Source organism: Profundicola chukchiensis, assembly GCF_029664245.1.
Classification (GTDB): Bacteria; Bacteroidota; Bacteroidia; order Flavobacteriales; family Weeksellaceae; genus Profundicola; species Profundicola chukchiensis.
The window spans coordinates 493,654-506,656 of the sequence record NZ_JANAIE010000001.1; the positions used below are offsets into that span (position 1 = coordinate 493,654).

Genomic DNA, 13,003 nt, shown 5'->3' on the forward strand with positions numbered 1-13,003 from the left:
TTATTTTGGAAATTTATATACAATAGCATTGATATTCATTCCTGCACCAACACTACCAAAAACGACATTGTCACCGTCATTAAACTTATGATCACCTAACTCTCCTCTACTAATTAAATCAAACATAGTAGGAACTGTTGCCACAGATGAATTACCTAATTTTTGAACTGTCATAGGATCAATATCATCTGGAAACTCTCTCTTGCCATATAGTCTAAATAAACGTTGAACCATGGCACGGTCCATTTTTGCATTTGCTTGATGCAACAGTACTTTATTTACATCTGTAATGTCTAATCCAGCATTATCAAGCACTCGTTTGATGGCTGCAGGAACTTTTCTCAAGGCATACTCATAAACCTTTCTACCTTTCATAGAAATACTACAAGTTGCTTTAGAGTAACCTGGTTTTAAAGATGGACCATTAGTTAAAAACTCCATTTCCTCTAAGTTATCACTGATCGTGATGTGCTCTAAAACTCCAAATGCCTCTTCGCCTTCTCGCGCTTCTAAAACAACAGCTCCAGCACCGTCAGCAAAAATCATTGCCGATCTATCATGTGGATCAATCGCACGAGATAAGGTCTCTGCTCCAATCACTAATATTTTCTTAGCAATTCCAGCTTTAATCAACTGAGATGCTAAAATCATCGCCTCAATCCAACCCGGACAACCGAAAGTCATGTCATAAGGCTTACACTGATTATTTTTAATTCCTAGTTTATGCTTAACACGCACAGAAATACTTGGCATAACATCCGCAAACTGCGTTACTGGGTCAATGTCGCCGTAATTGGTCGCAACCATTACATAGTCCAAATCTTCCTTATCCACACCAGCATCTTCTAATGCCATTTTACCTGCATAAGTCGCCAAATCAGAATTCATCATGTCATGATTTGCGTAACGCCTCTCCTCGATTTCGGTAATCTCCTTGAACTTCTGAATGATTTCTTCATTCGGTTTATCAATAAACTCTCCCTTCTCATCATAGAACTCATGATTCAAAAAGTGTGTGTTTTTCACCACGTTAGGTGGCATAAAATGACCCGATCCAGTTATTACGGCATTTATCATATCCAAAAATTATTTTACAAATATAAAAAATAGATTATGGATTCTCTAACTGATTAATGCATTTAGATTTTAATTATGATTTAAGTTAAGTTTTTAGCAGCATTGAATGAAAATATTTTAAATTATTAAGTTTTTAGAAGCAAACCTACTTGTCTTGATATTCTTTTAGTAATTTAGATGAAATTATATTTCATATTTATGAAAAGACACATATTCATATATATACTACTGTTTAACCTTATTTCATTTTTCGGACAGAGCCCTCCAGAAGAGTTTTTTATTGGAATTGAGCTTTTAGCTGTGGATAAAGAAGCCGCCAAAGAGAAATTTCAATTGGCACAAGAAAAAGATTCATTGTTTCCGGGAACCTATCATTTTTTAGGTTTACTTTCTTTAGATGAGAATAAAATTGAAGAAGGCAGAAATTACTTAGAAAAATCTCTATTCTTAAATTTAGAAAATAATAACCGAACAAGAGAAATGACTTTTACGCGATTGATTGATTCTTATTTACAAGAACATGATTTCGATAAAGCATTTGAATTGGCCTGGGTGGCTTATCAACAGTATCCTTATAATAATGTAATCTTACATGCACTTCAGGACATCGGTATGTGGGCATTTTATATTAATCATAATGGATTAGACCCAAGCTACCTCACTACAGAGCTACAAAAGGAATACACTGTAAATTCCGTGGCTGAAGAATATTTAATTTTAAGAAATATATTAGTGGATGGAAATTTCCTTTTATTCGAAGGTCAACGTCTAATTAAGAAAAAGCGAAAATATTATGACATCGTAACATGTCGTCTGTCTGATACAGATGAAATCATTGAAGTTAAATTTAGACTTAACTGGGATTTAGAAACCTTTTTAGGAGGTAAAGTGGTAGATACAGACGAAGTTTATCAAAACAAAGAATTGCCTATCCAAGAGAGATTTGGAGCCTTGTTTGTTTCTAATGATGAGATTGATATTAGTCAAGAAATCAAAAAATTATACGACGAGAAAAATGAACTAAAACAGAAATTTTAATAGTTATTTTATGAAAATATATTTGAGTAAAAAGTCGAACTATGTAAAAGCTGTTACCATATTCTCAGCAGTTTTGCTTGTAAGTCTAGCCACGCTTTCTGTATTAAACAATGAAACCTATAGTTTAATCGGCGGCATTATCATTAGCCTCATCATGTTCGGAATCATGTTTTACTTTTATTCCAAATCCTTACGAAAAGTCATTATAGATAAAAATGAAATGATTCTTAAAAAAAACATCGGCAAGATTGTCATCCCAATTTCAGAGATAGAAGCAATTTATCGTTTAGAAAGCTCCAACCTTCCAATGACTTCTGGAAGCATGGGAGTTTTTGGATTTATTGGCAACACAATGGATAACTCTATATGTATGGTCAATGACCGAAAAAATATGATTAAAGTGGTGACAACAAAAGACGAAAAATATATTTTTAGCGTGCGAAACCCGAAACATTTGGTTGAGCATTTAGATCTTCCTTAATTTTAAAGTTTAAATAAAATCTATGTTTCGAATTTATAATTATATCCTATTTATATTTCTTTTAAGTCAAACTGGGATTGCTCAAGATTTCAATAAAGAAAAACTCGATCAATATTTTAAGTTACTCGAAGAAAATGACAAATTCATGGGAAGCCTAGCCTTGGCCAAAGATGGAAAACTTATTTATTCCAAAAACATTGGATTTGCAGACATAGAAAAAGGAATCAAAATAAATGATAATTCGAGGTTTAGCATTGCTTCTATTTCAAAAACCTTTACAGCTAGCCTGGTTTTAAAAGCTGTTGAGCAAAACAAAATCAAACTCGACCAGAAGCTAGCGGACTTTTATCCAGAAATTACAAACGCCGAAAAAATAAGCATCGAGCAAATGTTGAGACATCAAAGTGGAATTCACAACATTACCGATGATCCAGTTTATGGACTTTATTTCACCCAAGCAACTTCACAAAGTGAAATGCTGAAAGTAATTAAAACGGCAGGAAGCGACTTCGAACCTGGCAGCAAAACGGCCTATAGCAATTCAAATTATATATTGTTAAGTTTTATTTTAGAGAAAATTTACAAAAAAGAATTCGCTGAAATCCTGAAAGAACAAATTACCAAACCATTAAAACTCACTAAAACTTATTTCAACTTAAAAACTGGTGAAAACTCAAATGAAGTCAATTCTTACATGAAACTTATGGATTGGCAAATTTCCCCAAAAACTAGCCCTAGCGTATCATTAGGTGCGGGTGGAATTGTTTCTACGCCAGAGGATCTCATTAAGTTCGCGTATGCACTATTTGGTGGAAAGTTATTACAGGAAAAGAATCTAAAATTAATGATGGAAATCAAAGATGGATATGGATTAGGCTTATTCCCAGTTCCATTTTACGACAAAGTTGGATACGGACACACAGGTGGTATAGATGGATTTAGATCGATGCTTTTTCATTTTGAAGATGGCAACTACACCTACGCACTAACTTCAAACGGCTCCGACTTTGATATTAATGAAATCAATATTGCAGTTTTGAGCGCGGTATATAATAAAGAATTTGAACTGCCAGACTTTTCTACTTATGCAGTAGATTCAAGTATTTTAGAATCCTATGTTGGAAATTACTCCTCTGAAATGCTACCTTTAAAAATAAAGGTTTTCACTAAAGATGGAAATCTCATGGCGCAAGCAACTGGTCAATCGGCTTTTCCGTTAAAGGCATTCGAAAAGGATAAATTTAGATTTATACAAGCAGGAATTGAACTAGAGTTTGAAACAAGCAAAAATGAAATGACGCTAAAACAAGGGGGCGCCGCATATTTATTTAAGAAAGATTAATATTAAAAAACATGTCGATTTACGCAATTGGTGATATTCACGGATGCATTACTGCCCTAAAAACAATTTTTAATCAAGGAGTTATAAAGTCAGACGATACAGTTGTTTTCTTGGGAGATTATGTAGATCGTGGTGTTAATTCAAAAGCCGTAATTGATTGGCTTATTGAACATCAGAAAAACTTCAATTTTGAATTTATTCTTGGCAATCATGAAATCATGATGTTAAATGCGAGAGAATCACAAGAGAAGTTTTTAGAATGGCGAAAATATGGTGGTGCAGAAACGCTTGCGTCTTACCAAATAAAAGAATATTCGAATTGGATTAATAAAGTGGATAGCTCTCATTGGGAATTTTTAGAAGCCTGCCAAGAATATTTGGTAATTGACAACTTTATCTTTGTCCATGCAGGACTTGATGCTAATAAAAGCCTAGAAGATCAAACACAAAGTGATCTGTGTTGGAAGAAGTATGAAATACCAACGGCATATAATTCAACAAACAAAGTGATTTGTGGCCACACTTCACGAAAGAATGGGAAAATTGCAGATTTTGGACACACAATTTGCATAGATACTTATGCCTATGGCGATAAATGGTTGACTTGCTTAAATGTTGAAACCGGTGAGTTTTTAAAAGCAAATAATGACGCAGAACTTAAAAAGGGAAGATTAGAAAGCTTTATGAATTAAATAAGTCTAAAATCAGTAATGCATAATTCTTAAGGTCTTAAATTCTTTTAATTCAATGATTTTCATTAATTTTAAGTTTAAATATTTAATTCAACCTAAAACTCAATAACATGAAAAAATTAAGCTTACTCCTTCTGATTATTACTATTTTTAGCTGCGACTCACCACGACAAATCATGGATTCAGAAACGGCTCAAAAAGAAACTTCTGAGCGAAGAACATCACCTATCGCCCAAAAAATCAATACAAATGTTGCGGTTGATTTCTTAAACTCTTATATCGAAAGCAGTCAATATTTCGAGGATCAATATGGCATTGTACATTGGGCAAATGCCTCTCCCATGGCAACTCAAGATTTCAAAAATAAACTTGAAAAAATGGTGAGAGATGCTTTTGAGGCAGATCCACAAATGGGGTTAGGAGCCGACCCAATCTTTGATGCACAGGATTTCCCGATGCAAGGTTATGAAGTTTATAGCGCCAATTACGATACTGGCTATGTAACGGTCAACAATACAGAATGGGATGGATTCCACGTTTTAGTAAAATTAGTAAATCAAGGTGGCAAAACTTTAGTAGATGGCTGCGGTGTTGTCAACATTCCAGAAGCGGATCAACTTTCAAGATAATTTGTTTACATCATAAACTGACAAAACTTAGCCTGATTCCTTTCTAAGCTATTTTAATAATCCTTAAATTTCGAATTATTAAAAATATTATTGAACCCTAAAAAATAGTGTAAATTAACTTAGCAAAAATTAATTTACACTATCTTTAGACTAGTCTATTTAAAAGCATTTTCATTTTGAGCAAGAAAAACAAACGTGAATTTGTACCTAAGTTTTTTTCACTTTTAAAAGCGGGAATCACTAGAAAACAACTCACCAATGATGTCATGGCTGGTATTATTGTGGGTATTGTTGCGCTTCCATTAGCCATTGCATTTGCTATTGCCTCTGGAGTTTCACCAGAAAAAGGACTCATTACAGCGGTGATTGCTGGTTTAGCGATTTCAGTCTTAGGTGGTAGTCGTGTGCAAATTGGCGGACCTACGGGTGCATTTATCGTTATTGTCTATGCAATTGTTCAAGATCATGGAATCAGCGGACTGACCATTGCCACATTTATGGCGGGATTCATAATAATTGGACTCGGTCTCGCGCGCTTAGGTAATTATCTGAAATTCATTCCCTATCCGCTCATTGTAGGATTTACAAGTGGAATTGCACTGATTATTTTCTCCTCACAAATCAATGATTTATTTGGTTTAAACATTGAAAATGTACCCGCTGACTTTGTCAAGAAGTGGCGAATTTATCTTCAAAGCTTTACTGAAGTCAACTGGATTGCCTTTGGAATTGCTTTAGCAACCATACTTATTGCTTTAAATTTCAACCGAATAAGCTCCATAATTCCAGGCTCTATTGTTGCCATTGTTTTGAGCACATTAGCAGTTTACTTCTTAGATTTACCGGTAGATACCATTGAGTCTAAATTCGGTGAAATACCAAGTAGCATTCCTGCTCCATCTATTCCATCTATTGATTTCGAAACAATACAGAGTTTAATTCAACCAGCCATTGCTATTGCACTTTTAGGGAGCATTGAATCACTCCTATCTGCTGTGGTGGCTGATGGTATGATCGGTGGCAAACATCGATCTAATATGGAACTTGTAGGTCAAGGAGCTGCCAATATTCTTTCGGGTTTATTTGGCGGAATCCCAGCTACGGGAGCGATTGCTAGAACGGCTACCAACATTAATAATGGCGGTAGAACACCCATTGCGGGGATTGTTCATGCCATTGTTTTGCTATTGATTATGTTGGTTTTTGCTCCTGTGGTTAAACTAATTCCTTTGGCTTGTCTTGCCGGAATTCTGGTAGTTGTTTCCTATCACATGAGCGAATGGCGTCATTTTGTTTCTCTTTTTAAAGGCAATCGACTAGACACCATTGTTTTATTATCAACTTTTCTATTGACCGTATTTTTTGATTTAATTATCGCTATTGAAGTGGGTGTCATTCTTTCGAGCTTTATTTTCATGAAGCGCATGAGTGAATCTACTTCTATTAAAGATGTTGAAAAAATCTTCAATGACAGTGATAGCCAAGAACACGAATTAATCTTTGACGAGGAATTTATCGAGATTCCTAAAGGTGTGATTTTATACGAAATCAACGGTCCTATGTTCTTTGGTGCTTCTCAAAAGTTCCAAGAAGTGCTCACAGACTTTAATCGACAACCTGAAGTTTTAATTTTAAGAATGCGAAATGTTCCTTTTATTGACGCAACAGGTGTGAATAGACTAAAAGAAATATGCTCTTATCTTCAAACCAAGGGTACAAAAATCATTATTTCAGGCGCCAATCATGATGTGAGATTAGAGCTTTTAAAATCTAATGTCTATGATTTAATTGGAAAGTATAACGTTCACGCGAATATTGCAGAAGCTATGAAACGTGCTCATGAAATCCTAAACGCTAATAATGCTAAGTAATTAGATGTGATTTTACTATTAAAAGCCATCATAAAACTAAATAATTTTAACATATAGCTCTCCAAAACTTAACTTAGACTTAAATAACTGTTTTTCAGCGAGTTTAATATGACAAAATTCGTTAATGTCATTTAAATTCCTTATATTCTAAAAAGAATTTTAAAACAAGGTATTTATGAGCATCACATTAAAGAAATTGAGGAATGTTTCATCAGAAACATGTGTAACAATTATTTTAAACACACACAGAACAGGTCCAGATAATAACAAGGATCCTTTAACTTTAAAGAACTTGATTAAAGAAGCAGAAAACAGATTATCTGCAGATTTTGACAAAAAGTATGTTCAGAATTTCACTGAGAAATTTCAACAACTAGAGGAAAGCATTGATCACAAGATGAATCTAGAAAGTTTAATTCTTTTTGTGAGTAAAGACATCGCGGAATATACTCGTTTGCCTATCAAGGTTGAAGATCGTGTGGTGATTGACAATACCTTCCATACACGCGACTTGATGAGAAGCTTACATATGGACAAAAACTATTATATTTTAGTTTTAAATCAACAAAAAGTTCGACTAATTGAAGCGTCTAGCGATAAGCTTGTCCGAGAAATTGGAGATCCATTCCCGATAGAAAACATCCATTTCCACCCTACCAATCAGAAAGAAGCTTCTTTTGCAGGACGAGAAAGGAATTTAATCACGGAATACTTTAATAGAATTGATAAAGATGTAAATAAGATAAGAAATCAGCATCCATTACCTGTATTGATTAGCTCCACCGAACCAAACTATCATTTATACCTAGAAGTGGCTGACAAGAAGCATTCAATTATAGATAAATTTATTCCACAAACTGATGCAGATGCAAGTGCAAGTCATTTTGTAGAAGAAGCCTGGAAGGTAATGAAAGATTATATTATTGAGAAGAATAATGCTAGAAAAGAGGAGTTATTAGAAGCTGTAAATAGCGGAAAATTCTATAGTGATGTGAATGACATTTGGAGAGCTATCCACCGTGGTCAAGTGAAAACCCTATTTATTGAACAAGGTTTATTTCAGCCGGCTATCATTGAGGAGGACACAGTTTCCTTCGTTTCAGCTGATGAACGAACAGACAAGGAAGTTATTGATGACATCTACGATGAAATGATTGAATATAATTTAGATTTTGGAGGCGATGTAGTTTTCTTACCAAAAGGTGAATTAGATAAATTCAATGGTTTTGGAGCTATTCTGCGTTATTAAGAATGTATAATACAATAAACTAATTCATACTCATAACTAAAGCGAATTTTTAGCATATACTAAAAATTCGCTTTTTTTAAAATACCTTAATCTTATTGTCTAAGCTCATTTTTATCAAGTTCATTAAGCATGTTAAATAACTGTTTTTAAGTTAGTTAAACTTAAAGTAAAACAAAACATGATACTTAGTCAAGAAAGATTATATACCTTTGCCCGCTGCTTAATGCGAGAATGAAAATATTTAAAAATGCAACTTAAGTTTATCCTAGTTTGTTTGGTTTTTATACAACTGATTATCAGCTGTAAGACAGATGATCAAATTACCATTGAAACGGAAGATTATAGCCTATCTTATCCTTCTAATCTTGAATTAGTAGAGGTGGATGGTGTAGAGTTTCTACTTTTCACAGAATTAAAGAGTGGAAACGATGACTTTATTGAAAATTTAAATTTAATGGTGCAAGATGTTACGACCTTAAATTTGAGTCTTCAAGATTATGTTGAGCTTTCTGAAGGTCAAATCGCAAGTGTTGGCGGCGAATTGATGGAGAGTAAACTGGTAGAAGAAGACGATGGCACACAATACCAAAGAGTTATTTATACAAGCAGGGCAGACAATAAGGATTTAAAATACTTGCAACACTATTATTTAGTGAATCATAAGGCATATGTATTAACCTTTACCGCTGCTGAAAGTGAATTTGCAAGTTATGCACACGATATGGAGTTGATTATGGACACCTTTGAAGTTCATTAAATTCCAGTTGCATTAACACAAAAATAAGCTGTTAAATTTGAATGCTCATCTTCTTATTTACTAACTTAGCCTAATGTCTAAGGCAAAAAAAGTTTTACTTACATCCTATTATTGGCCTCCCGCTGGTGGTGCTGGTGTACAACGATGGCTAAAAATGAGTAAAGTAATAGCCGAACAGGTAGAGTTAAGCGTTTACCACCCCAAGAATGCTGATTACCCCATCTCCGACCCTAGTCTTAATAAGGAAGTCCCTGAGCAAATTAAAAGCATCAGTTTACCCATTAGAGAACCTTATGCTTTAGCTAAAAAAATCAATCCCAAGAATAAGAATTACCAAAAAGGAATGATTGAAGACGAAAGCAAACAATCTCTTTTATCTAAAATCTCTCTTTGGGTCAGAGCCAATTTATTTATACCAGATGCGCGTTCAGGATGGATTCAACCTTCCTATAAATTTCTTAAAAATTATTTACAAGAAAATCCCCAAGATGTAATCATTAGCACAGGACCACCACACTCTATGCACATGATCGCATTGAAACTAAAAAACACATTTCCAGATATAAAATGGATAGCAGATTTTCGTGATCCATGGACAGCTATAGACTATTTCGATAAATTACCCTTACAATCTTGGGCACTAAAAAAACATCAGTCGCAAGAAAAGCAAGTTCTTCTAAAGGCAGATGCTGTAACTACCGTCTCTCCTACTTGGGCAAAGGATTTAGGTAAATTAGGTAATCGTAAGGTAGAGGTGATTTATAACGGCTTCGATAAAGAAGATTTTGTAGAAAAGCATCATCCTTCTGACGATTTTGTGCTTACCTACATCGGTTCTTTAAATGCTGATCGCAATCCTAAAAATTTATGGACAGCTTTAAATCAACTTTGTGAAAATCAAGAGTTTTATAATGACTTTAGATTAAGACTCATAGGTTCAATTGCACCCGAAGTCAGAGAAAATATTGCAGAACATCCATTACTGGAATCAAAAACGGAATATGTAGCCTATTTAGAGCATCAGAAAGCCGTAGAGGCCTTACAAGAATCTCAGGTTTTATTGCTTTTAATCAATCAAACAGCCAATGAAAATGGCATTATCCCCGGAAAATTCTTTGAATATCTTGCCGCCGAAAGAGTTATCATGTGTATTGGCAAGAAAGATTCAGATATTGCCCAACTCTTGAATGATTTATCCGCGGGAGTGGTTATTAATAGAGACGACAAAGAAGAAATGTTAAGTGTTTTGAGGATTTTATTTCATGAATATCAAAATCACTTATTAAATCGAAATAAGAAATTCAATATTTCGACTTATTCTAGAAAAAATGCTGCTTTTCAATTTTTAAAATTAATTGATAATCTTTAAAATCATTAAATTTCGTCTTTGAATCAGATAAATTAGCTCGATTCAAGTTTAATTTCGAAATATATTAATTACTTTTAGTCCAAATTTTCTAATACATGAAGTTTTCATTCCTAATATTAATTTGCATTTTTTTGAGTAGTTGCTATGTCTATCGCCCGCTAGAAGTAGCCGAAGACGAAGAATTACCTACTTTGAAGGAACAATTACAAAAAGATAAATTCTACACCATTTCATCACAAGGCGAAGAATACAAAATCAAAGCAGTGCAATGGCAAGGAGATTCCTTAGTAGCTCACGTGAATTTGAAGGAAGATCAAGAAATGAAATTTCACAAAAATGATATCTCAACGGTGAATCATCGCGTATTCTCTCGAGGAAGATCAGACGCACTTACCGTTGGTGCATATGCAGGCGTATTAGGTTTAATATTTTTCTTAACACAGTAATCTTAAAATGTCTCATTTACAAGAAGATTTTTATCGCTATCAAGCGCAAACAACCGCATTTGCATCCGCTTTTGAGGTTTCACACGCTAAAGGCAGTTATATTTATGGTAAAGACGGTAAAGCCTATTTAGACTTTGCTTCTGGAGTTTCTGCTAACACTTTAGGTCATAGTCATCCTAAGATTTTAGATGCTTTACGCGAACAAATCGACAAGCATTTGCATGTGATGGTATATGGTGAGTATGCTCAAGAAAAACCAGTTCAACTTTGTAAGAAATTAGCTGAATTACTTCCAGCCCCTTTAGACACCACCTATTTAGTGAATTCTGGCGCAGAAGCAATTGACGGCTCTATTAAGTTAGCTAAACGCGTAACTGGTAGAAATCAGATTATTTCTGCTAGAATGGCCTATCATGGGAATACGCATGGAGCTCTATCGGTTTCCGGAAATGAAGATTTCAAAAGAGCTTTTAGACCCTTATTACCTAATGTAGATTTTATTGAATTCAATAATTTCGATGATATTGAAAAAATAACTACCAAAACCGCTGGTATTATCCTAGAAAGCATCCAAGGTGCCGCTGGTTTTATTCAACCTAAAGATGGTTGGTTAAAAGCTGTAAGAAAACGTTGCGACGAAGTTGGCGCTCTGTTGATTTTAGATGAAATTCAACCTGGTTTTGGTAGAACAGGAAGCTTATTCGCTTTCGAGCATTACGATGCTATTCCAGACATTCTCGTGATGGGTAAAGGAATGGGTGGCGGAATGCCGATTGGAGCTTTCACTGCTTCTTATGAGCACATGAAACATCTTCAAGCTAACCCTAAGTTGGGTCATATCACAACTTTTGGAGGAAATCCTGTTGTAGCAGCTTCAGCGTTAGCAGTTTTAGAAGAAATTACAACTACGGATTTAATTCCACAGACCTTAGAGAAAGAAAAACTCTTTAGAGAACTCTTAGATCATCCTAAGATTTTATCCTTCCCTGGTAAAGGATTAATGCTTGCTCCTGAACTAGCCTCTGCAGAATTAACTTTAGATGTTGCCAAAAAATGTATGGACAGAGGTTTAATTGTTTTCTGGTTACTCTATGAAACACAATTTTTGCGCATAACACCTCCACTGACTATTTCAGAGGAAGAAATTAGAAAAGGATGCGCCATTATTAATGAGGTTTTAGATACAATTTAATTTTTAACAACATTAAAATTTATATTTAAGTAAGCATGCTTTACAATTGATATTCACCTAATTGAATTATAAATAGAATTATCATAAAATTTAATTTTCATTCTTGATACATAAGAAACAAACGCATAAGAGCTATTCCAAATACATTTCACTACCTTTAACTTATGAATCTAGTAATGCATCAATTATTGTCATTTGATAATCCTGCTTGGCAAGTAGGAAATCACTTGGGCGAAATTGTTAAAGGCAAAAAACACGAGGAATATCCAGACGATTTACAAAAAGGAATTCTACTGCATCGTTTTATCGACAGTTTTTCTGATTCGCATGACATGGTAAAAAATAGCACATCTAAACTTCACAAGAATTACAGCAAGTTCTCGCCTATTATTGTGGATGTTTACTATGATTTTTTACTCATCAAGAATTGGCATCTATTTTCTCAGCAAACTTTTGAGGAGTTTAAAGACAATTGTTATCGCATTTTACAGGATTCAGAACATTTATACCCTCCTAAGCTATTAAAGTTTACCCAAGCCTTAATTAAATACGATTGGTTTGAAAAATACAGCACATATGAAGGTCTTGAAATCACTTTAAGCAATATGAGTTCTCGAACTACTTTTGAAAATAATATGCATATGGCAGTGAGAGATCTATATTTAAATGAGGCTCAATTTGAAGAGGATTTTCTAAAGTTTATGCCAGACATCGTTCAAGCTTGTGAGGAATTCCTAGGAATTGATAATACTACTACAGCTTAAATACATTGTTTAAATAAACTATATATTTAATTGTTGTTCAATAAATTAAATACAATTATATTCAGCATTAAAATCATCTAAATCATTCTCTTTATA

The 13,003-nt window shown here is 34.1% G+C and carries 13 protein-coding genes; 12 read left to right on the top strand and 1 reads right to left on the bottom strand.

Translation table 11 applies throughout. From position 1 onward, the window contains the following. Positions 1-1,077 (bottom strand): 3-oxoacyl-ACP synthase III family protein, encoded by a 1,077-nt coding sequence (locus NLM59_RS02115; RefSeq protein WP_304416083.1) that lies wholly within the window; start codon positions 1,075-1,077, stop codon positions 1-3. Positions 1,078-1,275: 198 nt separating this feature from the next. Between NLM59_RS02115 and NLM59_RS02120 the strand changes: the two genes are divergently transcribed. The 12 genes from NLM59_RS02120 to NLM59_RS02175 all read left to right on the top strand — a co-directional run bounded on the left by NLM59_RS02120 (position 1,276) and on the right by NLM59_RS02175 (position 12,907). Beyond that, on the top strand, positions 1,276-2,115 hold the full coding sequence (locus tag NLM59_RS02120; protein ID WP_304416084.1) for a tetratricopeptide repeat protein: 840 nt from the start codon (positions 1,276-1,278) through the stop codon (positions 2,113-2,115). Between the two features lie 10 nt (positions 2,116-2,125). Beyond that, a complete protein-coding gene (locus NLM59_RS02125; protein ID WP_304416085.1) occupies positions 2,126-2,596 on the top strand; it encodes a PH domain-containing protein in 471 nt (156 codons plus the stop codon). Between the two features lie 22 nt (positions 2,597-2,618). Continuing rightward, complete coding sequence (locus NLM59_RS02130) at positions 2,619-3,938, top strand: serine hydrolase domain-containing protein (RefSeq protein WP_304416086.1); 1,320 nt, start codon at positions 2,619-2,621, stop codon at positions 3,936-3,938. 11 nt (positions 3,939-3,949) lie between these two features. Beyond that, on the top strand, positions 3,950-4,630 hold the full coding sequence (locus NLM59_RS02135) for a metallophosphoesterase family protein (RefSeq protein ID WP_304416087.1): 681 nt from the start codon (positions 3,950-3,952) through the stop codon (positions 4,628-4,630). Between the two features lie 110 nt (positions 4,631-4,740). Continuing rightward, the gene (locus NLM59_RS02140) at positions 4,741-5,259 is read left to right on the top strand and encodes a hypothetical protein (protein ID WP_304416088.1); all 519 of its coding nucleotides are present in this window, start codon (positions 4,741-4,743) and stop codon (positions 5,257-5,259) included. A 176-nt stretch (positions 5,260-5,435) separates the two neighbouring features. Beyond that, on the top strand, positions 5,436-7,130 hold the full coding sequence (locus tag NLM59_RS02145) for a SulP family inorganic anion transporter (RefSeq protein ID WP_304416089.1): 1,695 nt from the start codon (positions 5,436-5,438) through the stop codon (positions 7,128-7,130). A gap of 175 nt (positions 7,131-7,305) precedes the next feature. Then, complete coding sequence (locus tag NLM59_RS02150; RefSeq protein WP_304416090.1) at positions 7,306-8,379, top strand: AOC03_06830 family ribosome hibernation factor; 1,074 nt, start codon at positions 7,306-7,308, stop codon at positions 8,377-8,379. Between the two features lie 247 nt (positions 8,380-8,626). Further along, positions 8,627-9,136 (top strand): hypothetical protein, encoded by a 510-nt coding sequence (locus tag NLM59_RS02155; RefSeq protein ID WP_304416091.1) that lies wholly within the window; start codon positions 8,627-8,629, stop codon positions 9,134-9,136. A gap of 73 nt (positions 9,137-9,209) precedes the next feature. Then, entirely contained in the window at positions 9,210-10,505 is a 1,296-nt protein-coding gene (locus tag NLM59_RS02160; protein ID WP_304416092.1) for a glycosyltransferase, read from the top strand. 131 nt (positions 10,506-10,636) lie between these two features. Then, positions 10,637-10,951: a hypothetical protein gene (locus NLM59_RS02165; RefSeq protein WP_304416093.1), complete on the top strand. Its 315-nt coding sequence runs from the start codon at positions 10,637-10,639 to the stop codon at positions 10,949-10,951. A 7-nt stretch (positions 10,952-10,958) separates the two neighbouring features. Further along, positions 10,959-12,143: an aspartate aminotransferase family protein gene (locus tag NLM59_RS02170; protein WP_304416094.1), complete on the top strand. Its 1,185-nt coding sequence runs from the start codon at positions 10,959-10,961 to the stop codon at positions 12,141-12,143. Between the two features lie 164 nt (positions 12,144-12,307). Continuing rightward, the gene (locus NLM59_RS02175) at positions 12,308-12,907 is read left to right on the top strand and encodes an acyl carrier protein phosphodiesterase (protein ID WP_304416095.1); all 600 of its coding nucleotides are present in this window, start codon (positions 12,308-12,310) and stop codon (positions 12,905-12,907) included. Positions 12,908-13,003 lie beyond the last annotated feature (96 nt).